This window comes from Ferrimonas gelatinilytica (assembly GCF_039544205.1).
Taxonomy (GTDB): domain Bacteria; phylum Pseudomonadota; class Gammaproteobacteria; order Enterobacterales; family Shewanellaceae; genus Ferrimonas; species Ferrimonas gelatinilytica.
In genome coordinates this window covers 1-21,195 of the sequence record NZ_BAABLF010000006.1, presented here as the reverse complement: position 1 = coordinate 21,195, position 21,195 = coordinate 1, and the positions used below count along the sequence as shown (strand labels likewise).

The following is a 21,195-nucleotide window of genomic DNA, read 5'->3' as shown; positions in this document are numbered from 1 at the left end:
CCGGGGAATCTCATTCGGTTCAGACACTCGCAAGCTTATTGGTATGACCACTAGGGGCGGACACCGTCAATGTTTACCGGACGGCGAAAAAGCCAGGTCCGAGGCGACCGCCGACACGACAAAGATCACACACTACAGCTTCCATACAGGTACCAAGTCACCAATTTTTATTGTTTTTGCGGTAGTCGTCATTTTTCCACTGTCGAACGTTTGTCCCCAACCACACTGTGATAACTTCATCCATGTAATTTGGTCTGACCAGTTTGGTCAGGTTCAATATTTTGGCCTACTGAGGTCCACAAGGCTGCAAAAGGTGGCCAGGATCACACAAAGCCACTGAGGGAGAGATATACTCTTCCTATCGAAGTTTGGGCAGGGTTGATGGCAACCATTCAATCGCGCTTTCAGGCTTATCGGGCGACGCTTTCAACCCTGTCAGAGGATTTGACCGCAGTCCCACGATGCAAGACCCAAATTACGGCCCATCGCCGTGCGATGGGCGCGGCCTAACTTATCTAGGCCGCCTACCCGCCCCCGACTGTACGGAGGCGGCACCGGTTAACCTCGGAATACAAAGTAAGGTAGATCTCATGACTGATAACACCGAACTGTTCTCACAAGCCTGGGACGGATTCACCGCCGGCGATTGGAAAACTGAAGTCAACGTCCGCGACTTCATCCAGAAGAACTACACCCCCTATGAGGGCAATGAGTCCTTCCTGGCCGGTCCCACCGAAGCCACCAACACCCTTTGGGCGAAGGTCATGGAAGGCGTTCGCCAAGAGAACGCCACCCACGCACCGGTCGACTTCGATACCGATGTCATCTCAACCATCACCTCCCACGATGCCGGTTACATCAACCAGGATCTGGAATCCATCGTTGGTCTGCAGACTGATGCCCCGCTCAAGCGTGCCATCATCCCCAACGGTGGCATTCGCATGGTGGAAGGTTCCTGCAAAGCGTACGACCGCGAGCTGGATCCCACCATCAAGAAGATCTACACCGAGTACCGCAAGACTCACAACGCCGGTGTCTTCGACATCTACACCCCTGAGATCCTGGCTTGCCGTAAGTCCGGTGTCCTGACCGGTCTGCCGGATGCCTACGGCCGTGGCCGTATCATCGGTGACTACCGTCGTATGGCCCTGTACGGCGCCGACTTCCTGATGAAGGACAAGCATGCTCAGTTTGCCTCCCTGCAGGAGCGCTTCGAGCAGGGTGAAGACCTGTCCGCCACCATGCAGCTGCGCGAAGAGATCGCCGAGCAGCACCGTGCCCTGGGCCAGATGAAAGAGATGGCCGCCAAGTACGGCTTCGACATCTCCCGTCCCGCGCAGACCGCTCAAGAAGCGATCCAGTGGACCTACTTCGCCTACCTGGCCGCCATCAAGTCTCAAAACGGCGCCGCCATGTCCCTGGGCCGTGTCTCCACCTTCCTCGACATCTACATCGAGCGCGACCTGGCCAAAGGTGTGATCACCGAAGAGCAGGCCCAGGAGATGGTTGACCACTTCGTTATGAAGCTGCGTATGGTCCGCTTCCTGCGTACCCCCGAGTACGACGAGCTGTTCTCCGGCGACCCGATCTGGGCCACCGAGTCCATCGGTGGTATGGGCCTCGACGGCCGTACCCTGGTCAGCAAAACCGCATTCCGCTTCCTCAACACCCAGTACACCATGGGCCCCTCTCCGGAGCCGAACATGACTGTACTCTGGTCTGAGCAATTGCCGGACGGCTTCAAGAAGTACTGTGCCAAGGTGTCCATCGATACCTCCTCCATCCAGTACGAGAACGACGACCTGATGCGTCCGGACTTCGAGTCCGACGACTACGGCATCGCTTGCTGTGTTTCTCCGATGGTTATCGGTAAGCACATGCAGTTCTTCGGCGCCCGTGCCAACCTGGCCAAGACCCTGCTGTACGCAATCAACGGCGGTGTAGACGAGAAGTCCAAGGCCCAGGTCGGTCCCAAGCACGCTCCGATCACCGACGAAGTCCTGGACTTCGACACCGTGAAGAGCAACCTGGAAGAGATGATGGTGTGGCTGGCCAAGCAGTACGTCACTGCCCTGAACTCCATCCACTTCATGCACGACAAATACAGCTACGAAGCAGCCCTGATGGCACTGCACGACCGTGACGTCAAGCGCACCATGGCTTGCGGCATCGCCGGTCTGTCCATCGCTGCTGACTCCCTGTCTGCCATCAAGTACGCCAAGGTGAAACCGATCCGCGATGAAAACGGCATCGCCGTTGACTTCGAGATCGAGGGTGACTATCCGAAGTTCGGTAACAACGATCCCCGTGTTGACGACATCGCCTGCGAACTGGTTGAGCGTTTCATGAACATGATCCGCTCCCTGAAAACCTACCGTAACGCGGAGCCGACCCAGTCCATCCTGACCATCACCTCTAACGTGGTGTACGGCAAGAAGACTGGTAACACTCCGGATGGCCGTCGTTCCGGTCAGCCGTTTGCCCCGGGTGCCAACCCGATGCACGGCCGTGACGAGTCTGGTGCGGTTGCGTCCCTGACCTCCGTAGGTAAACTGCCTTTCGCTCACGCGAAAGACGGGATCTCCTACACCTTCTCCATCGTTCCCGGTGCCCTGGGTAAAGATGAAGAGGGCCGCCGCGCCAACCTGGCTGCGCTGATGGACGGTTACTTCAAGCACACAGAGGCTCGTGAGGGTGGCCAACACCTGAACGTCAACGTGATGAACCGCGACATGCTGCTGGACGCCGTTGAGCATCCAGAGAAGTACCCGCAGCTGACCATCCGTGTTTCCGGCTACGCCGTGCGCTTTAACGCGCTCACTCCGGAGCAGCAACAGGATGTGATCACTCGTACCTTCACCAGCTCCCTGTAAGGGCTGACAGGTAACTCAACAGCCCCGCCGGCTTTGCCGCGGGGCTGTTTTTACATCTGTACCTTTCCAACATTCAATGCCCTTGTGCCGCAACCTAAGCGGTCAATATCGACGTTTTCCCACCCGACCCGGGCGGGATTGACGATAATCACACAAGGCATGTTATTCAGGAGTGCGTTATGAGCGTCAAAGGACGCGTCCATTCGTGGGAAACTTGCGGCACCGTCGATGGTCCGGGGATCCGCTTTATCGTCTTTCTTCAGGGCTGCCTGATGCGCTGCCTCTACTGCCACAACCGGGATACCTGGGATCTGCAGGGAGGAAAGGAGGTCACCGTTGATGAGCTCATGCCCCAGCTGCTGAGCTACCGACACTTTTTCGACGCCAGTGGCGGTGGCATCACCGCCAGCGGTGGGGAAGCGGCGCTGCAACTTGAGTTTGTCCATGAGCTGTTCAGTGCCTGCAAGGCGGAGGGGATCCACACCTGCCTGGACACCAACGGCATGATCCGCAAGCATACCGAGATCGTCGACAAAGCCCTGGCGGTCACCGATCTGGTGCTGCTGGACATCAAGCAGATGAACGATGATATCCATCAGAACTTGGTCGGGGTTTCCAACAAGCGAACCTTGCAGTTCGCCGAATACCTCAACCGTATCGGTAAAAAAACCTGGATCCGCTACGTCGTGGTACCGGGCTACACCGACGATGACGCCTCTGCTGAGCAGCTGGCGGACTTCCTGGCACCGATGGATAATGTCGAGAAAGTGGAGATGCTGCCCTACCACGAACTGGGTAAGCACAAGTGGGAGGCGATCGGCGAGACCTACCAGCTCGACGGCGTCCACCCGCCACCGAAAGAGACCATGGAGCGACTCAAGAAGATCTTCCAGAGCCGCGGCCTCAACGCCAGCTACTGAGCTTCTCAAAGATTCGAAAACCGGCCATGTGCCGGTTTTTTATGGTTTTGAAGCGACGATTGCTTACACTTGGGCAAAGCGTCACAGCGAGGCCAAGGATGAACGACGAACTGAATCTGGTATTGACGCTCGGCTATGCCGTGTTTCTCGGTTGGATCTTTCAGGCCAGCGCCCTGCGACACAACTGGCGCGACAGTCACTACCGCACGCTCTGCCTCTGCGCCGCCGTCGGCATTCTGTGCCTGTGGCGGATCCGCGCCGGGATCTACGAAGGGCTCGACCTGCACTTTCTCGCCCTGCCCCTGATCACCCTGATGTTCGGCTGGCGCAGCGCCATCCTTATTGCCACCACAGCCCAACTGGTGCTGCTACTGGCCGGGGTCGATCTATGGCACAACAGCTCAGGGCTGCTCTGGCTGGGCACTGCCCTGCCTATCGGCGTCAGTTACCTCTGGTTGATGTTCTGCCACAACCTGCTGCCGCGAAACCTGTGGATCTACGTGTTTATCGGCGCCTTCCTAAACGGTGCCTTGATCTACGCCGTACGCACCTTTGCCCTCGCGCTCTGGTACCACGGCCAGTACGACTGGACACTTCTGCAGGATAACTACCTGATCCTCATTCCCCTGTTCATTTTTCCCGAAGCGATGCTCAACGGGTTCCCCACCACCTTGATGGTGGTATACCGGCCGCAATGGCTCGCTACCTGGGATGAGAAGGGGTATCTGCACGGGGATAAATAGTCAGGCGCTGCAGTCCGGTCGAACACAAACGGTGGTAACGTCAGCGGAGCACAAAAAGGAACGCCGCCCCGAAGGGCGGCGACGCGGTCACAGCACGGCGGTCTTACATGTCACGCCAAAAGGCGGAATCGAGGCGTTTGAACGCTCGTTCTAACAGGCACGCCATGTGCTGATACTGGGAGTGCGGCACCAGGGGCGCCACATGGCAACCGGCTTTCACCAGCCGCTCTCTAACCTCCTTACACCAGTTTAACGTGGTCACGGGTAGCGGCTGTACCGACCGCCACCCTAACCAGTATAGTCCCTGCAGAGGCAGACTGACGATAAGAAGCGCCTGAGCCAAAGCCAGGGGGACAATGCCAGCCCCGAGGGTAGACCACTGGAAGGTGCCGCCGACCATGGCAACCACCGGCAACCAGGTCATACCAAACCGGGTCGCCTTTATCACCCGAACCTCCGGAAACCGGCTGGCCAGCTGGGGCTCGAGAGGCCACAGCTTCATATAGCGGTGGCCCTCGCGAATACGCGTAAACAACTGCATCTCTGAGATAGCCTCCGCTTAGTGAATTGGATCACAGATCTTACCCTTCTCACCGTAGCACAATTCACCCCCTGCGGGAATTGGGTAAAATGGTATTACCTTAAGCACTTGTGCGACTCCGTCCCTCCCTGTAACCGGGCCCGATGAGATACCGCATAAGACTGCCGCGACTATACTGATAGCTTTCTATCATCTTCCGCCGCTGGGCCAACGGGTCATACCACCGGTCTGGTGCACAACATACTCCTTTAGGTGTTGAAAAATGAGCAAACTTGTTCTGGTTCTTAACTGTGGTAGCTCCTCCTTGAAATTTGCCGTTATCGACGCGCAAACCGGTGACGAGCATCTGTCCGGTCTGGCCGAGTGTTTCCACCTCAAAGACGCCCGCATCAAATGGAAGCTGGATGGCGAGAAGGGCCAGGCAGAGCTGGGTGGATTTGCCGCTCACCGTGAAGCCCTGGACTACATCGTCAACCAGATCCTGCCCGCCTCCCTGTCTGAGCAGCTGGTCGCCGTAGGCCACCGTGTTGTGCATGGCGGCGAGAAGTACACCAAGTCTGTCCTGATCGACGATGCCGTCGTCAACGGCATTGAGCAGTGCGCCAACCTGGCGCCGCTTCACAACCCGGCCGCCCTTATCGGGATCCGTGCCGCACAAAGCAGCTTCAGCAACCTGCCGCAGGTCGCCGTGTTCGACACCGCGTTCCACCAGACCATGCCGAAGCACGCCTACGCCTACGCCATCCCGCAGAAGCTTTACCGTGAGCACGGGGTGCGCCGCTACGGTATGCACGGCACCAGCCACCTGTTCGTTTCCCGTGAAGCCGCCAAGGTTCTGGGCAAAGAGGCGGCCGACACCAACGTCATCAGCTGCCACCTGGGCAACGGCGGTTCCGTTGCCGCGATCCGCAACGGCCAGTCCGTCGACACCTCCATGGGCATGACCCCGCTGGAAGGCCTGGTGATGGGTACCCGCTCCGGTGACCTGGACCCGGCCATCATCTTCTACCTGGTCAACAGCGTCGGCTACACCGTTGAGGAGGTGAACAACCTGCTCAACAAGCAGTCCGGCCTGCTGGGTCTGTCCGAGAAGACCAACGACTGCCGCGGCATCGAAGAGGGCCATGCAGAGGGCGACAAGGGCTGCACCCTGGCGCTGGAAGTGTTCTGCTACCGCCTGGCCAAGTACATCGCCTCCTACACCGTACCGCTGAAGCGCGTTGACGCCATCATCTTCACCGGCGGCATCGGTGAAAACTCCGCCCTGATCCGCGAGAAGGTGCTGGAGCACCTGGCCATCTTCGGCTACGAAGTGGATGAGGAGAAGAACCTGGCGGCCCGCTTCGGCAACGAAGGGGTGATCACCAAAGAGGGCTCTCCGGTGGCCATGGTGATCCCGACCAACGAAGAGTTCGTGATCGCATCCGACGCGCTGAGCCTGATCTAAACTCAGACGCAATTTCCGGGCTCCTCAGGGAGCCCGTTTTGGTGACAAGAGGAAATTATGTCCCGAGCAATTATGTTAGTTCCGGTCGGTGCTGGCGTTGGCCTCACCTCCGTCAGCATGGGTATGGTCCGCTCCCTGGAACGCCAGGGCGCCAAGGTGAACTTCTTTAAACCCATCGCCCAACAACGCCCCGGCGATATGGGCCCGGAGCGCTCCACCACCATCCTGGGTACCTCCCCAACCATCAATCCGCCAGAGCCGCTGACCATGGCCTTCGCCGAGAAGTGCATCACCGCCGGTGATACCGATACGCTTCTGGAGGAGATCGTCGCTGCCGCCAAGTCCATCGAGCCAGACACCGAAGTGCTGGTGGTGGAAGGTCTGGTACCGACATCGAGCCACCCCTTTGCCAATACCCTCAATGGCCGCATCGCCAAGGCGGTTGATGCGGACATCGTTCTGGTAATCAACCCGGGCGCCGACAGTGCAGCCCAGGTGCAAAGCCGCCTGGAAGTGGCGGTGAACAACTTCGGTGGCAAGAGCAATAAGCGGATCCTCGGCGCCATCGTCAACAAGATCGGTGCCCCGGTCGATGAGTCTGGCCGTGCCCGTCCGGACCTGTCGGAAGCCTTCGATCACGACAACGTGGTACGTGGCAGCCAGGCCGAGATGTTCCAGCTGTCCGCCAACAGCCCGGTGCCGATCCTTGGCGCTATCCCTTACAACCTGAGCTTGGTATCTCCCCGCGCGTCCGACCTGGCCAAGCACCTGGGTGCCCGCATCGTCAATGCCGGCGAAATGCACAGCCGTCGCCTGCGCCGCGTCAGTTTCTGTGCCCGCTCCATCCCCAACATGATCGGCCACCTGCAGGCAGACTCCCTGCTGGTGACCTCCGCCGACCGCGAAGATGTGGTGGTCTCCGTCTGCCTCGCGGCCATGAACGGCATGAAGCTTGGCGCCCTGCTGCTGACTGGCGGCTACGAGTTGGATGACCAGGTTGAGCGTCTGTGTCAGCAGGCGTTCGAAACCGGCTTGCCGGTCTTCATGGCCGATACCAACACCTGGCAGACCGCCCTCAACATCCAGAACTTCAACCATGAGATCCCCCTGGATGACATGGATCGTATCGAGGAGTCGCAAAACTTTGTCGCCTCCCACATCGATCGCAAGTTCATCGAGAGCCTCACCGACAACTCCAAGCGTGAACGTCGCCTGAGCCCGCCAGCCTTCCGCTACCAGCTCACCGAGCTGGCCCGTCAGGCAGGCAAGCGCGTGGTGCTGCCGGAAGGGGATGAGCCTCGGACCATCAAGGCCGCCGCCATCTGTGCCGAGCGCGGCATCGCCGAGTGTATTCTGCTGGGCAACCCGGCGGAGATCCGCCGCGTTGCAGAGCAGCAGGGGGTCGAGCTGGGTGAAGGGATTGTCGTGGTCGATCCCGATGTTGTTCGTGAGCGCTACGTGGCGCCAATGTGCGAACTGCGTCGCAGCAAGGGGCTGACCGAAGTGGTCGCCCGTGAGCAACTGCAGGACAACGTGGTACTCGGCACCATGATGCTGGCGGAAAATGAAGTGGATGGCCTGGTTTCCGGTGCCGTGCACACCACCGCCAACACCATCCGTCCGCCGCTGCAGCTGATCAAGACCTCTCCGGGCTCCTCCCTGGTCTCCTCCATCTTCTTCATGCTGCTGCCGGATCAGGTTCTGGTGTATGGCGACTGTGCCATCAACCCGGATCCCAATGCCGAGCAGCTGGCGGAGATCGCCATCCAGTCCGCGGACTCTGCCAAAGCCTTTGGCATCGAGCCGAAGGTCGCGATGATCTCCTACTCCACCGGTAGCTCCGGCTCCGGTGCCGATGTCGAGAAGGTGCGTGAAGCGACCCGCCTGGCCCAGGAGAAACGTCCGGACCTGATGATCGACGGCCCACTGCAGTACGATGCCGCCGTGATGCCCAATGTTGCCGCGTCCAAGGCACCGAACAGCCCGGTTGCGGGTAAAGCCACCGTGTTCGTGTTCCCGGATCTGAATACCGGTAACACCACCTACAAGGCGGTTCAGCGTAGTGCGGACCTGATCTCCATCGGCCCGATGCTGCAAGGTATGCGCAAGCCGGTGAACGATCTCTCTCGCGGTGCACTGGTGGAGGATATCGTCTACACCATCGCCCTGACCGCGATCCAGGCCAACGCCGAATAAGCGTCATTTCTCAGCCTGAGTCACCCAAGAAGGGGAGCCGCTAGCGGCTCCCCTTCTTTCATTGTGGCGGCGCCCGTTTGCCAATCAACGAGGCCTGAGCGACGAAACCTCAAACTCTGCGCTCCCCATCCAATGCCCCCCACTTTGCGCCATTATGATGCAAGTCGGCGTCTGTGGCGGAATTCTGACCCGGCCGTTTTTTACTATTATTTTCATAAGATTAGAATCAAGCCTCGACCGTTTCAACAGGCTTGTCCACAGATTCTGTGGATAAATGTCGGCACGGTTCAGGTCGCCCCATTGAGCACCAGCTCCCGATAACTGACCCAGCCTACCGCCCTTCCCCGCTCCTGCAACGGGGCCGGTTCAAGGCCAAAGTGCTCAAACAGGCGGGCGCAATAGCGGACATCCCCATCTGAGCCGGGATCCCGAGCACAGGTTTGGCCATAATCTCGTAAAAGTTAACCCGGGAGGTGCTCCTATCTCTAGCCATCATCTGTTAACCGATATCGGACAAGAGTACCAGGCCATACTCATCGGCCTCATTCCGCTTATCGATCAGGGTCGCTTAGGCCCGGACGCCCTCAACCGCGCTATCCTCTTCTCGACGGTGTAAACCGTCCATCAACACTCAGGGATCCGCCATCACCTGCCGCACCGTCACCCGGGGCGTCATAACTGATCCTCCGCGCGGCTGGTCAGGCTCTCTATCTGGTGGGCCACCCCGACCACATCCTCGACATCCAGTTGCAGCGCGATCCCGGTGCCGGGTGTCTCATCAAACTCCCCCCGGGCAGCGAGGGATTCCAACACGTTACGAGCCAGGTGCTCCTCGACAACAAACAGCAGCACGTCCCGCTGGATATCCAAGTTCAAACCGAAAAAGGTCTTTTTCGGCTCAAGCCCCTCTCCACGGGCGTTATTGATCAGGGTAACCCCGGTGGCACCAGCCTCCCGCGCCACCTGGATCAGATCCGCAGATTGCATGTCCTCGACAAAAGCCACGATCAACTTGAAGCGCATTGAACACCCCTCTTCTCAAGGCGGCGCTGCCGCCAATGGGTCCACTGGGCATAGCCCATCACGGTAATAATCGGAAATACGCTGGCAAAGGCGATCAAGCCGAAGCCATCGATAAGGGGGCTGCGACCAGGGATGGACTGGGCCAGCCCCAGCCCGAGGGCGGCAACCAGAGGCACCGTCACCGTCGACGTGGTCACCCCGCCGGAGTCATACGCCAGGGCAATGATCGCCGCCGGGGCAAAGCGGGTCTGGATCACCACGCACAAGTAGCCCGCGAGGATATACCAGTGAATGGGATCCCCGACCACGATCCGGTAGCAACCCAGGGTGATGCCCAGTGCAACCCCGAACGCTACCGCCAGGCGCAGTCCTAGGGGGCGAATGGTGCCGGCACTGATCTCGCCAGCCTTAAGTGCCACGGCGATCAGCGAGGGCTCGGCAATGGTGGTGGAAAAACCGATGGCGAAGGCGAATAGGTAGACCCAGTAGTGATCACTCCAGTGATCCACCGGGCCGGTAAAGGCTCCGGAGGTCAGCTGAAATGCCATCACCTTCCCAAGCGGAAAGAGCGAATGCTCAAGCCCCTCGAGGAATAGGGCCAACCCCAGAATGACGCACAACAGACCCACCAGTTTTCTACGCCACTGAGTCAGCGGCTGACGGAGCACCAGCCACTGAAAGCCCAGAAGTACCACGATGATCGGTAATACGTCGTTCAGCGTGGTAAGTAAACTGACTCCGATCTCCCTTAGCCAATCCATGGTTGCAGGATCCCGAAAAGCAGTACAAAGACGATGGGTAACAGAGAGGCGAAGGCGATCAGACCAAAGCCATCGAGCAGAGGGTTACGCCCCTCGATACTGCTGGCAAGGCCAACCCCCAGCGCCGTAACCAGGGGGACTGTAATGGTGGAGGTGGTTACACCTCCGGAGTCATAAGCGATGCCGATGATGGAGTCGGGCGCTACCATGGTCAGCAACATAACCGCGAGGTAGCCGCCAACGATCATCGAGGGCAGGGGCCAGCCCAGCAGGATCCGCAGCACCCCGACCATAATGGCCAGGCCCACGGAGAGTGCCACCACACTGCGCAATTGATTGGCGTAGAAACGCTGAGAATCGGCGCTCTGGTCGATGGTGCCCGCTTCGGCGGCCACCGCTGCCGCTTCCTGGGTGATCGCAATCAGAGCCGGTTCCGCGACCGTCGTGCCAAAACCAAGGAGAAAGGAGAAGAGCAACAACCAGAAGAGGGAGCCCTTACGGGCAAACGCCTGGGCCAGAGACTCCCCGATGGGGAAGAGGGCCAGTTTGAGGCCGTAAACGAACAGCGTCAGTCCCATCACCACCAGCAGTAATCCACCGAGGATGGTCACCACACCGGGCAGGGGCTGAGCCAACACCCCCCACTGGAAACTGACGATCACCAGGACAATGGGCAGGAGATCGCGAACACTGCATAAAAATAGCCTCAGTAACTGCACTGTCGCTCCCTGCCAACCTGCCCTTCCCTACCTTAGTAAAGCATGTATCTTACTGACAAGTGGAAGTTATTTTGTACTTTGCTGCGCTTATCCAGCTCCCGGGGTAGTCACACTCCCCGGGTTATCCAATCGAACTCCCGCTGGTTCAGTGTGATGGCTCACCGGCGCTTCTGATCGTCCCGCCAATGGCGGTGCCCTCGCGCCGGGGATCCGCTGCTCCTTCCCACCCTTCGACACTCCTGCGGATGACCTGAACACCGCTATTTAACGGAGCCAAACGGACGTCGTACCCTCGAGCCTCCATCGCAGCGGCCAACTCCGGTGACGTCCGCTCGGCTTCCAGTACCAGATTGTCGTTTCGATGACTGATTCTGGGCAGGGCCAGGGCCTGCTCCAGCGGCAGCTGCCAATCTAAAAGTGCGATCAACATCTGGCTGACATAGCTGATGATTCGACTGCCCCCAGGGGATCCTATGGCCAGATTCGGTTGCCCCTCGGCATCCAATACCAGGGTCGGTGCCATTGAGGAGCGGGGACGTTTACCCGCTTCGACGCGGTTGGCCGCCGGATTCGATTCCGTACCGGGATCCAAAGCAAAGTCGGTCAGTTGATTGTTCAGCAGGAAGCCCCCCACCATCACCGTGGAGCCAAATCCCATCTCAATGCTGGAGGTCATACTGACCATGTTCCCCTCGGCATCCACCATCACCAGATGGGTGGTGGAGGGCAGAGCCCGGGTTGTGTCTGGGCCAGCCTGCACAGGCAGCTTCCCGGCAGCGGCAGGGCCCATATCCCGATCCGACCCCATCAAACGGCGCCTGTCGTTCAGGTAGGTTTCACTAAGCAGGGTTTGGACAGGCACCGGGTAGAACGCATCGTCGGCGATGTAGCGTGCACGATCGGCGTAAGCCAAGCGGGAGGCCTGGCTGAAGCGATGAACGAATTCGGGGCTCTGCGGCGTCCAGCTCGACACGGGATAGGGTTCGAGCAAGGAGAGGATCTGCCCCACAGTAATGCCGCCGGAGCTTGGTGGGCCCATGCCGCACACCTGATATTGACGGTAAGGTTGACACACGGGGCTGCGCCAGCGCGGTCGGTAATCGGCCAGGTCCGCCAGAGAGAGTAACCCGGGCCGATCCGGATCCGACTGCACCGCATCCACTATCTGCTCGGCAAGCTCCCCCCGGTAGAACGCGTCCGGCCCCTCGGTGGCCAGCCGCCTCAATGTTCGGGCCAGAGCGGGATTTTCCCGTCTGTCGCCGGCAGTTAGCCACTCCCCTCCCGGCGCAAAATACCCCCTGGCCTTGCCGGGGCGACGCAGCCCGGGATTGATCTCCTGAGCCAGCAGCAGTGCCAGGCGGGGCGATACCTCGAACCCCTCTTCCGCCAGCGTAATGGCCGGGCCCAACAACTGGCTCCAGGGCAATACGCCGAAGCGACGATGGGCTTCATAAAGGGCGGCCACCGCCCCGGGGACACCAACAGAGCGTCCTCCGACCACCGCCTCGATCCAGGGAACAGGCTCGCCGCGGTTACCGACAAAGAGCGTCGGGCTTGCCGCCGCCGGCGCGGCTTCACGACCATCCAGGCTCAGCAGCTGCGCGTTTTTTGCGTCCCAGTGCAGCAGGAACAGTCCCCCGCCGATGCCGGAGGATTGTGGCTCCGTCAGGGTCAGGACCATCTGGGCGGCAATGACTGCATCCACCGCACTGCCCCCGTCGGCCAGTATCACTGCTGCCGCCTCGGTGGCGTAAGGATTGGCGGTCGCCGCCATGAAGTCCTGGCCCCGGGCGACACCGGTGTGCGTGAAGCCGGTATCTCCCTCCGGCTCTCCCTGTGCCAGCACCACGGCACTGCATAGTCCAAACAGGAAAAATGCGGTAAAGCGCGTCATCGTCATCCCTTTCTGCTTTGCGGCTTGATAGGGCCGCGTCCATACACCGCACCAGTGTACGTCAGCAAAGAGGGAGTTACAGCCCGCCATCAGGCGCACCAGAACGAAAAACAGCGACCTTCAAGGTCGCTGTTTAAAAGCGTTGGAACCCTGCCTTGGTGGCTCAGTCCAAAAACGCCTCTTCATCCAGATCCGTCGGCAGTTGCTCCGCGACTTCATCCTGGAGCTGGTAGTAGGCGTCCTGATAGTCTTGCTGGTAATCCTGTACTTCCATCGATACAACCTCGTTCGCTGACTGACCTGCCCCACACAGGCATAAACAAAGATTAACAGGAATTAACACCGCAAGCCAGGAAGTTTCGCCTGTGGAATCCCCTGTTTTTCGCCGTAGAGTGCCAAGCGTCCGCCCAACACAGCCGGAACGGCCGTGAAGATCACTCCGGCTTTGAGAGCCGGTAGTGAAGCACCTTAAGACTGCGGTCCGGATCCGCATCCGGAAAGTTCACAGAATTTTCCAACTGCTGTACAAACTCCAGTGCCGGCGCGCAGGCCTGAACCTGATCCCGCAGGTATGCCCGGCTAAGCTCCGGCGCATTCAAACACAGCAGCGCCTCTCCGGATGGCCCAAGCAGTTCGGGCAGACGGCGCAGCAGGCGCGGGTAATCCTTGGTAGCGATAAAGCTGCCCTGCTGGAAACTCGGCGGATCCACCACGATAAGATCAAAAGGCGCCAGCTTTTTTAGCTTGCCGAAGGTCTTGAAAAGGTCATGCCCCAGGTATCGAACCCCGCGGTCGAAGCCATTTCGCTGGTGGTTGCGCTTCCCCTGGGCCAGAGCCGGACGGCTCATATCGAGATTCACCACTTCCCTGGCTCCGCCAGCCATGGCATAAACCGAAAACGCACAGGTGTAGGCAAATAGGTTCAACACCTGCTTGCCCGCGCTGTGTGCCCGCACCCATTCACGTCCCCTCTCCATATCCAGAAAGAGCCCGTGATTCTGGCCCTGCATCAGGCTCAACTCAAACGCCAGTCCGTTCTCCAAAACCCAGTGAGGCGTTGGGGGTGAAGCGCCGAGGCAGACCGTCTGTGCCGGCGAGCGGGAGCGGTCCTGCCACACCAGGCTCAGGGGCATCTCGCTAACCGTGGACCACCAGGCGGCGATCTGCCGCTGCAGTTCGGCACTTTGCTGCTCGGTCATGGCCGAGAACTGGGTCAGCAGTAACGAGGGGGCAAGCCAATCAAGTGTTACGCCCTCAAAGCCCGGGTAGCAGTGCCCGCGTCCGTGGAAAAGGCGACAGCACTCCTCCTTGGGCAGTTGCCCGGGGAGATGTGAAAGCAGGTCCATCGGCAGTGCACTCATTCGGCGTTATCCTCGGCAGCCTTTGAGGTCATGGGCTGGAGCTCCCCCTCGAGCAGGGCTGCCAGCCAGCGTCCACCCTGGGAGGACTCCAGGCCGATCTTGACGATCATGGTCAGCGGCACCGACAGCAGCATCCCCACAGAGCCGAGCAGCCAGCCCCAGAAGATTAAGGAGAGGAACACCACCAGCGTCGACAGACCAAGGCTGCGCCCCATCAATCGGGGCTCCACTACGTTGCCCATCACCATGTTGGCCACCACGTAGATCCCTGCCGAGGCGGCAGCGGCACCGAAGCCAAACTGAATGAAAGCCACCGCCACCGCCGGGATAGCCGCAATGATGGAGCCGATATTGGGAATGTAATTCAGCAGGAAGGCCACCAGTCCCCAAAGCATGAAGTAATCCACGCCAATCAGGTAAAGGCCGAATCCACAGAAGACACCGGTGATCAGACTCACCAGGGTTTTGATCGCCAGGTAACGGTTAACCGACTCGAGGAAACGATCGATCTGGTTTAACCGCATATCCGGGTCATCCAGAGCGTAGTGCAACTTGAGGTTGATGCCCGATGCCTCGAACAGCATGAACACCACCGCCAGTAAAATGAGGAGGGTATTTGCCAGCAGGTTACCGACTCCGGAAAGAATATCGGTGGCCAGACTCATGGCGCGGCTGGGATCAAACTGATTCCGTAACTGTTCGATGCTCAGGTTGACATTGAACTGTGCGAGAAAATCAACCACGACACGAAATTGCTCCGTCAACTGCTCCCGGTAGTTGGGCAGCTGGCTGCGGAAATCGGCGATGGAGCTGCCCACCACGGACCCAAGCCAGAGTCCAAACAGCAGTACCAGCAAAATCACCGTGATGATCGCTAAGCCTCTTGGAAAGCGTATACGCATCAACATTCGAACCAGGGGACTGCAGATAATGGCAATGAACAACGCCAGCAAAAAGGGCACGACAATGGCGCTTGCGGCCTTAATTCCCGCGAAAATCACCACCAAGGAGGCCAGCATCAAGGTGGTCTGCAAAGCAACCGAAGCTTGATTAAAGGGGGAGGGAGCCATTAGCTTGGGATCCTATAAGATTGAAATTAGGAGAATATTACCATGCACAATCAAGCAGTCATTCGCATTAAGAATCTTCGACTTCGCACCTACATCGGGATTAACGATGACGAAATCCAGAATAAGCAGGATGTGATCATCAACGCCACCATCCGTTACTGTGCAGACCGGGCAGCCAACAGCGATAACATGGAGGATGCCCTCAACTACCGGACAATCTGCAAGGCGATCATCGCCCTGGTGGAGAATAATCGTTTCGCGCTACTGGAAAAACTCACCGGTGATGTGCTGTCCTTATGTCACCAGCACCATTGGGTCGACCACGCCTGCGTTGAGATCGACAAGCCGCACGCCCTACGCTTTGCCGACTCGGTATCGATGCAGTTGAGCTGGCAGCGAGATTGAGTCTACGCCCAAAAGGAGTCAAAGGATGCAGATCCTCATTACCGGCGGAACCGGCTTCATCGGCCAGGCCCTGATCGCCAGCCTGCCCCATCACGAGTTCACCGTTCTCACCCGCGACACCAAACGGGCCAGGCAGCGACTGGGTGATCGGCATACCTACCTCAGCTCCCTGGCCCAGCTGAGCCATCTGAGTGACTTCGATGCCGTGATCAACCTGGCCGGGGAGCCCATTGCGGACGGACGCTGGACGATACAGAAGAAGCGTGCGATCTGTGACAGTCGTTGGCAGATCACCGCAAAACTGACCGCCCTGCTGGACAACAGCCAGGAACCTCCACGGTGCTGGCTCAATGCCTCCGCCATCGGCATCTATGGTCCCAGAGACAGCACACCGGTGGATGAGTCCGCCTCCCTTCAGGCCACCGACTTCGCCGCACAGGTGTGCGAGCGTTGGGAGCAACTCGCCCGGCGGGCGGAGGAGCGAACCCGCCTGTGTATCCTGCGCATCGGTTTGGTGATGCATCCGGAAGGGGGCGCGTTGAAAAAGATGTTGCCCCCGTTTCGACTGGGGCTGGGTGGCCGGATCGGCGACGGTCAGCAGATGATGTCCTGGATCCACCGCGACGACCTGGTGGCTCTATTTGGTTTCCTGCTGGAAAACGACGATGCCTGTGGCGTCTTCAATGCCACCGCCCCGAACCCGGTCAGCAACCAGGTTTTCACCGAAACCCTGGCGAAGACCCTGGGTAAACCGGCCCTGCTTCCGGCCCCGGAGTTTGCGCTCAAGTTGGCGTTCGGTGAGATGAGCATCCTGCTACTTACCGGCCAAGCGGTGGTTCCCCGCGCCGCACAGGACGCGGGCTTCATATTTCACTACCCCAAGTTGGATGAGGCACTGGGCCAACTGCTGGCCTGAACTGATACCCGCTGCCGGTCAGGCCTGACGCTGCAGCAGCTCGGCACAGCGATGGGCCAGCAGACGCCGGCAGGACCAGAGTCCGAGCAGGCCAATCAAGAGGCCACTTACCGGAGGCACGGTCCACCACCAGAAGCCGTGCCACTGCACCCGCAGATCAAAGAGCTGGGTTTTGATTATCACCAGCAACAGCTCCGCCACGCACACGGCCAGCAACCCGGAGAGCAGTCCCAGCAGGAAAAACTCCCACCCCACCGCGCGTCGCAGCAACCTGCCTGCGGCGCCTAAGGTCCTCATGATCCCCAGCTCCTGACGCCGTGAAGCCATCCCCGCTTCCGTTTGTGCCATCAGCAGCAGACTGGAGGCGATCGCCACCACCAGCAACACCCAAGCCAGTGCCAGGGAGACCTGATCCACCACCTCACGCAGCTGGGCGATCATCGCCCCTACGTCGATCACGGACACTGTGGGGAACAGGCGTACCAGCTCCGCCACCAGTTCAGGATCTCCCTCGGGATGCTTAAAGCTGGCGATGTAGGTCGGATAGAAGGGACTGAGCGTCGCTTCGGGGAAGATGAAGAAGAAGTTTGGCTGCATGGTTTCCCAATTCACCTGGCGCAAGCTGGTCACGGTCGCTTCCAGCGTACGGCCACCGATGACGAACTGCAACCGAGAACCCAGGCCGACCCCCAGTCGCTCCGCCACCTCCGATTCGACAGAAACCTCCTCCACCGCATTAGGGCCAAACCAGCGGCCTGCGACCACAGGATTATTGGGAGGTAGCTCGGCTCGATAGGTGAGGCTGAGCTCCCGCCGGATCCCATCCGGGCCAGAGGCCTCCTCATCGTCCTCCTCCTTGCTGACCGCGCCCTGTACCCTCTCGCCGTTGATTGCCGACAGGCGCCCGCGGATCACAGGATAGAGATCCGTCGCCTCCACCTGGCGCTCTGCCAGGAAATCGGAGATGGGCGTCCTGAGATCTGGCGCCACATTGACCAGGAAGTGATCCGGTGTGCCCTCGGGCAGCTGTTGCTGCCAATCCTCCAGCAGGTCCTGTCGCAGTGCCAGGACCGTCAGCAGAAGCATCAGTGCGACGGTGAACCCGACAAGCTGAAGCAGGTTCTCCCGGGCGCGGCGCCGCAGCCCAGCCAGGGCCAGTTGCAGAGCCGAGCCGGTTCGCACGCCCAGTTGACGTCCCAGGGAGAGTACCACGAAACCCACGCCGCCAAGCAGCAGCGCCAGGGCCAGCGCACCAGCCAGCAACACCAGGGTCATTACCACACTGCCACTGTAGAGCCAGGCCAGCAGCGCCAGGGCAGCCAGGGCAAATAGCCCGTTGAGCCACCCTGCCAACCCCGTGGGCTCCAGATCTCGCCTCAACACCCGCAAGGGGGCAACCCTAAGAAGACGGAGCAAGGGATAGAGAGTAAAACCGATCCCGGCCACCACCCCGGTGGCGGCACCGAGTATCAAGGGGCGCCAACCCAGCGTCTGCGCCATCGGCAGGGCATCGGCCAGCAACGACCCCATACCCAGGGCCAGCAGGATGCCAAGCAGGGTGCCGATGGCGATCCCCATCAGCGTGGTCAATCCCAGGTGAAAGACGAAGATCATCCTTACCTGGCGGTGGGTGGCCCCCAGCGTTTTAAACATCGCCACCACGTCGAAGTGGCGTTGGCAGTAACGCCGCGCCGCAACCCCCACCGCCGCACACGCCAGGGCGATCCCCAGCAGCGTGGCCATCAACATGAACTGCTCTGCCCGGCCAATGGCCCGGGAGAGGGGAGAGCCCTGGTTACGCACATCGAGCCAACGCTGACTGCTGGTCAACTCTGACAACAGGTCGCTCTCGAACTGCGCTAGAGCCTCGGCAGCGCCGGCGAACTGGTAGCGCCAGGTCAACCGACTGCCGGGCTGCACCACTCCGGTTTGTTCCACATCCTGCATCCGCATCAGCACCAGGGGCGCCGAGGCAAAAAGGTTGAACCCGCCGTCGGGCAGGCGAGCAAAGCTGCCTGAAAGCCTCAGCTGCGCGTCACCCAGCTCAACAGTCTGCCCGGTTTTGGCCAGGTGGTGCAGCCGGCTGTCGAACCAGAGCGTCCCGGATTGGGGCAATCGCCCCGGTAGGACCCCTAGGGGCTCAATCTGGCCCTTGAGGGGATAGTTGTCGGTGACCGCTCTGACCGACACCAGTTGAAGCTGGTCACCGATGAAGGCCATCGACTGGAACGAGAGTACCTTGGCCACCGAAAGGCCCAGCTCCTCCGCCCGTTCAAGCCAGAGAGGGTCGACCTCCTGGGGCGATTGCAGAACCCTATCGGCAGCCAGGAAGCGAGTGGCCTCCTCATTCAGCCCCTGCTTCAGGCGCTCAGTGACCAACCCCAGGCTGGTCACCGACAGCACGGCCAGTGCCAAGGCGGCGGTGATCAGTCGAAGCTGACCGCCCCGAAGCTCTCGTCGAAACAATCGCCACGCCAACCCCCACTGACTCATAATGCCTCCAGGCGACCGGCTCGCATGCTCACCTGACGTTGGCAACGCTTAGCCAAAGCCAAATCGTGGGTCACCAGCACCAGGGTGGTGCCGATCTCCCGGTTCAGTTCGAACAGCAGGTCCTCCACCAGCTCACTGTTGGCGTGGTCCAGGTTGCCCGTGGGTTCGTCGGCGAACAGGATCTGCGGCTGGCTGGCAAACGCCCGGGCGATCGCCACCCGCTGCTGTTCGCCACCGGAGAGTTGGTTGGGAAAATGATCCAATCGGTCCTCCAGCCCAACCCGAGCCAGCAGCGCCCTGCCACTGGCTTCGGCCCCTTTGCTGCCCGCCAACTCCAGTGGCAACATCACGTTTTCCAGCGCCGTCAGACTGTCCACCAGCATGAAAGACTGGAAAATGAAGCCAACACTCTGTCGGCGCAGCGCCGCCCTGCCCTCTTCGTCCAGCTCATGAAGCGCCGTTCCGGCCAGCCAGATCTCGCCGCTGGAGGCTCGATCCAACCCCGCAAGAAGAGCCAGCAGGGTCGACTTGCCGGCCCCGGATGGCCCGATGATTGCTAGGGATTCGCCGGACTTGACTTCCAGATCCACGCCATTGAGTATCGTTAAGGCCCCGTCCAAGGTCGTCACCTGTCGGGTGAGCGCAACGGTTTGAATTGCCATCGTGGGAGAGGTCATAGTGCAGCGTTCCTTGCAGAGAGTGTTTGTCGTTTTTGCAATGCTTTTCAGTTCGTTAGTTTGGAGCAAACCGGCCTCCATTTTAATACTGGGTGACAGCTTAAGCGCAAGTTATGGCATGGATGAAGCCGAAGGTTGGGTCAATTTGTTACAAAATGAGCTGCCCGAGACCCGGCTGATCAACGCAGCAGTCAGCGGAGAAACCACGGATGGCGCGCTACGTCGCCTGCCCGCTCTGCTTACGGAGCACTCGCCGGAGTGGATCTTCGTGGAGTTAGGAGGGAACGATGGCCTGAGAGGCTTCCCCCTGTCGGTTACAGAACAGAATCTTAGACAGATCATCGAGCTGGGTTTAGCGAGCAACAGCAAGGTCATGCTGTCCGAGATCCTGCTACCCCCAAATTATGGGCGTCGTTACACCCAGGCGTTTCAATCCATCTTTCCACGGTTGGCCGATGAATACGAGGTGGTGCTGGTGCCCTTTTTCATGGCCGACATCGCCACGGATCCAGCCCTGATGCAAGCCGATGGCATTCACCCAAATCGCGCTGCTCAACCCCTAATCGTGGAAACAATTAAGCCCTGGTTTCGCGCACCAGAGCGGCGCAGCATGACGTCCAAGGCCAATGCTGGCCTACCCGCCGGCCAAACCAAGGCCACCCCCTGACCGGGCGAACCAGGACCGGCCCTGCCGGCAGATCCGATACGCTTCCATCACCATCTGTGTGGCGAGGCCACAGGGAAAGGTAGAGGTTAGAGCGGCCCTTTTCCGGCAGTAGCCAAGCAAACAGGAACACGAGTCCCGTGAATTTCAGGCACAAAAAAACCAGCCCCTAGGCTGGTTTTTTTGTGCTGCCGAGATGTCCGGCTGCAGAGATAAGTGGCGTCCCCTAGGGGATTCGAACCCCNCCTGCCTGAAGCAACCTTCGAACAGGAAAGTGGTGGAGCTACGCGGGATCGAACCGCGGACCTCTTGCATGCCATGCAAGCGCTCTCCCAGCTGAGCTATAGCCCCATATCGCACTGTTTCCCGCCGGCCAGGCGGAAAACTGATATAAGTGGCGTCCCCTAGGGGATTCGAACCCCTGTTACCGCCGTGAAAGGGCGGTGTCCTAGGCCTCTAGACGAAGGGGACCCCGGACTCACCGTTTCAACT

Annotated in this window: 17 protein-coding genes and 2 tRNA genes; 8 read left to right on the top strand and 11 right to left on the bottom strand. The window is 59.8% G+C overall.

Annotation, left to right across the window (positions count from 1 at the left end; all coding sequences use genetic code 11):
• The first annotated feature begins 590 nt into the window (after positions 1–590).
• The 3 genes from pflB to ABD997_RS05055 all read left to right on the top strand — a co-directional run bounded on the left by pflB (position 591) and on the right by ABD997_RS05055 (position 4,536).
• On the top strand, positions 591–2,873 hold the full coding sequence (gene pflB, locus ABD997_RS05065; protein WP_345315926.1) for a formate C-acetyltransferase: 2,283 nt from the start codon (positions 591–593) through the stop codon (positions 2,871–2,873).
• 179 nt (positions 2,874–3,052) lie between these two features.
• Positions 3,053–3,793 carry a pyruvate formate lyase 1-activating protein gene (gene pflA / locus ABD997_RS05060; protein WP_345315925.1) on the top strand — a complete coding sequence of 247 codons (741 nt, stop codon included), beginning with the start codon at positions 3,053–3,055 and terminating at the stop codon, positions 3,791–3,793.
• A gap of 98 nt (positions 3,794–3,891) precedes the next feature.
• Positions 3,892–4,536, top strand: a complete 645-nt coding sequence (locus ABD997_RS05055) for an energy-coupling factor ABC transporter permease (RefSeq protein ID WP_345315924.1) — start codon at positions 3,892–3,894, stop codon at positions 4,534–4,536.
• 103 nt (positions 4,537–4,639) lie between these two features.
• Here the strand turns inward: ABD997_RS05055 and yfbV are convergent, their stop codons facing one another.
• On the bottom strand, positions 4,640–5,077 hold the full coding sequence (gene yfbV, locus ABD997_RS05050; RefSeq protein ID WP_345315923.1) for a terminus macrodomain insulation protein YfbV: 438 nt from the start codon (positions 5,075–5,077) through the stop codon (positions 4,640–4,642).
• Between the two features lie 262 nt (positions 5,078–5,339).
• On the opposite strand from yfbV, the gene ABD997_RS05045 reads away from it, so the two are divergent.
• On the top strand, positions 5,340–6,524 hold the full coding sequence (locus ABD997_RS05045; protein ID WP_345315922.1) for an acetate kinase: 1,185 nt from the start codon (positions 5,340–5,342) through the stop codon (positions 6,522–6,524).
• 57 nt (positions 6,525–6,581) lie between these two features.
• Positions 6,582–8,720: a phosphate acetyltransferase gene (gene pta / locus ABD997_RS05040; protein WP_345315921.1), complete on the top strand. Its 2,139-nt coding sequence runs from the start codon at positions 6,582–6,584 to the stop codon at positions 8,718–8,720.
• A gap of 672 nt (positions 8,721–9,392) precedes the next feature.
• On the opposite strand, the gene ABD997_RS05035 is transcribed toward pta, so the two are convergent.
• The 6 genes from ABD997_RS05035 to ABD997_RS05010 form a co-directional block, all read right to left on the bottom strand.
• The gene (locus tag ABD997_RS05035) at positions 9,393–9,743 is read right to left on the bottom strand and encodes a P-II family nitrogen regulator (RefSeq protein ID WP_345315920.1); all 351 of its coding nucleotides are present in this window, start codon (positions 9,741–9,743) and stop codon (positions 9,393–9,395) included.
• The gene (locus ABD997_RS05030) at positions 9,728–10,504 is read right to left on the bottom strand and encodes a DUF1538 domain-containing protein (protein WP_345315919.1); all 777 of its coding nucleotides are present in this window, start codon (positions 10,502–10,504) and stop codon (positions 9,728–9,730) included. The genes ABD997_RS05035 and ABD997_RS05030 overlap by 16 nt, the downstream gene beginning before the upstream one ends.
• The gene (locus ABD997_RS05025; RefSeq protein ID WP_345315918.1) at positions 10,492–11,223 is read right to left on the bottom strand and encodes a DUF1538 family protein; all 732 of its coding nucleotides are present in this window, start codon (positions 11,221–11,223) and stop codon (positions 10,492–10,494) included. Before ABD997_RS05025 ends, ABD997_RS05030 begins: the two co-directional genes overlap by 13 nt.
• Before the next feature lie 145 nt (positions 11,224–11,368).
• On the bottom strand, positions 11,369–13,123 hold the full coding sequence (ggt, locus tag ABD997_RS05020; RefSeq protein WP_345315917.1) for a gamma-glutamyltransferase: 1,755 nt from the start codon (positions 13,121–13,123) through the stop codon (positions 11,369–11,371).
• 428 nt (positions 13,124–13,551) lie between these two features.
• A complete protein-coding gene (locus ABD997_RS05015; protein ID WP_425557047.1) occupies positions 13,552–14,478 on the bottom strand; it encodes a class I SAM-dependent methyltransferase in 927 nt (308 codons plus the stop codon).
• On the bottom strand, positions 14,475–15,548 hold the full coding sequence (locus ABD997_RS05010) for an AI-2E family transporter (RefSeq protein WP_345315916.1): 1,074 nt from the start codon (positions 15,546–15,548) through the stop codon (positions 14,475–14,477). Before ABD997_RS05010 ends, ABD997_RS05015 begins: the two co-directional genes overlap by 4 nt.
• A gap of 42 nt (positions 15,549–15,590) precedes the next feature.
• Here ABD997_RS05010 and folX point away from each other — a divergent pair, with 42 nt between their 5' ends.
• Entirely contained in the window at positions 15,591–15,953 is a 363-nt protein-coding gene (gene folX, locus ABD997_RS05005) for a dihydroneopterin triphosphate 2'-epimerase (protein WP_345315915.1), read from the top strand.
• A gap of 25 nt (positions 15,954–15,978) precedes the next feature.
• The gene (locus ABD997_RS05000) at positions 15,979–16,869 is read left to right on the top strand and encodes a TIGR01777 family oxidoreductase (protein WP_345315914.1); all 891 of its coding nucleotides are present in this window, start codon (positions 15,979–15,981) and stop codon (positions 16,867–16,869) included.
• An 18-nt stretch (positions 16,870–16,887) separates the two neighbouring features.
• Here the strand turns inward: ABD997_RS05000 and ABD997_RS04995 are convergent, their stop codons facing one another.
• Together ABD997_RS04995 and ABD997_RS04990 are read right to left on the bottom strand one after the other, a co-directional pair.
• Positions 16,888–19,362, bottom strand: a complete 2,475-nt coding sequence (locus tag ABD997_RS04995; protein ID WP_345315913.1) for an ABC transporter permease — start codon at positions 19,360–19,362, stop codon at positions 16,888–16,890.
• On the bottom strand, positions 19,359–20,039 hold the full coding sequence (locus tag ABD997_RS04990; protein ID WP_345315912.1) for an ABC transporter ATP-binding protein: 681 nt from the start codon (positions 20,037–20,039) through the stop codon (positions 19,359–19,361). The genes ABD997_RS04995 and ABD997_RS04990 overlap by 4 nt, the downstream gene beginning before the upstream one ends.
• Before the next feature lie 40 nt (positions 20,040–20,079).
• Between ABD997_RS04990 and ABD997_RS04985 the strand changes: the two genes are divergently transcribed.
• Positions 20,080–20,706 carry an arylesterase gene (locus ABD997_RS04985; RefSeq protein WP_345316236.1) on the top strand — a complete coding sequence of 209 codons (627 nt, stop codon included), beginning with the start codon at positions 20,080–20,082 and terminating at the stop codon, positions 20,704–20,706.
• Positions 20,707–20,978: 272 nt separating this feature from the next.
• Here ABD997_RS04985 and ABD997_RS04980 read toward each other — a convergent pair.
• Both ABD997_RS04980 and ABD997_RS04975 read right to left on the bottom strand, forming a co-directional pair.
• Positions 20,979–21,054: transfer RNA gene (locus tag ABD997_RS04980), tRNA-Ala, on the bottom strand.
• Positions 21,055–21,098: 44 nt separating this feature from the next.
• Positions 21,099–21,174, bottom strand: a tRNA-Glu gene (locus ABD997_RS04975).
• Positions 21,175–21,195: the final 21 nt, after the last annotated feature.

Bases quoted from the DNA above. Each gene is read 5' to 3' on its own strand.
- pflB (WP_345315926.1), top strand. From the start codon at position 591: ATGACTGATAACACCGAACTGTTCTCACAAGCCTGGGACGGATTCACC.
- pflA (WP_345315925.1), top strand. From the start codon at position 3,053: ATGAGCGTCAAAGGACGCGTCCATTCGTGGGAAACTTGCGGCACCGTC.
- ABD997_RS05055 (WP_345315924.1), top strand. From the start codon at position 3,892: ATGAACGACGAACTGAATCTGGTATTGACGCTCGGCTATGCCGTGTTT.
- yfbV (WP_345315923.1), bottom strand. From the start codon at position 5,077: ATGCAGTTGTTTACGCGTATTCGCGAGGGCCACCGCTATATGAAGCTG.
- ABD997_RS05045 (WP_345315922.1), top strand. From the start codon at position 5,340: ATGAGCAAACTTGTTCTGGTTCTTAACTGTGGTAGCTCCTCCTTGAAA.
- pta (WP_345315921.1), top strand. From the start codon at position 6,582: ATGTCCCGAGCAATTATGTTAGTTCCGGTCGGTGCTGGCGTTGGCCTC.
- ABD997_RS05035 (WP_345315920.1), bottom strand. From the start codon at position 9,743: ATGCGCTTCAAGTTGATCGTGGCTTTTGTCGAGGACATGCAATCTGCG.
- ABD997_RS05030 (WP_345315919.1), bottom strand. From the start codon at position 10,504: ATGGATTGGCTAAGGGAGATCGGAGTCAGTTTACTTACCACGCTGAAC.
- ggt (WP_345315917.1), bottom strand. From the start codon at position 13,123: ATGACGATGACGCGCTTTACCGCATTTTTCCTGTTTGGACTATGCAGT.
- ABD997_RS05015 (WP_425557047.1), bottom strand. From the start codon at position 14,478: ATGAGTGCACTGCCGATGGACCTGCTTTCACATCTCCCCGGGCAACTG.
- ABD997_RS05010 (WP_345315916.1), bottom strand. From the start codon at position 15,548: ATGGCTCCCTCCCCCTTTAATCAAGCTTCGGTTGCTTTGCAGACCACC.
- folX (WP_345315915.1), top strand. From the start codon at position 15,591: ATGCACAATCAAGCAGTCATTCGCATTAAGAATCTTCGACTTCGCACC.
- ABD997_RS05000 (WP_345315914.1), top strand. From the start codon at position 15,979: ATGCAGATCCTCATTACCGGCGGAACCGGCTTCATCGGCCAGGCCCTG.
- ABD997_RS04995 (WP_345315913.1), bottom strand. From the start codon at position 19,362: ATGAGTCAGTGGGGGTTGGCGTGGCGATTGTTTCGACGAGAGCTTCGG.
- ABD997_RS04990 (WP_345315912.1), bottom strand. From the start codon at position 20,039: ATGACCTCTCCCACGATGGCAATTCAAACCGTTGCGCTCACCCGACAG.
- ABD997_RS04985 (WP_345316236.1), top strand. From the start codon at position 20,080: ATGCTTTTCAGTTCGTTAGTTTGGAGCAAACCGGCCTCCATTTTAATA.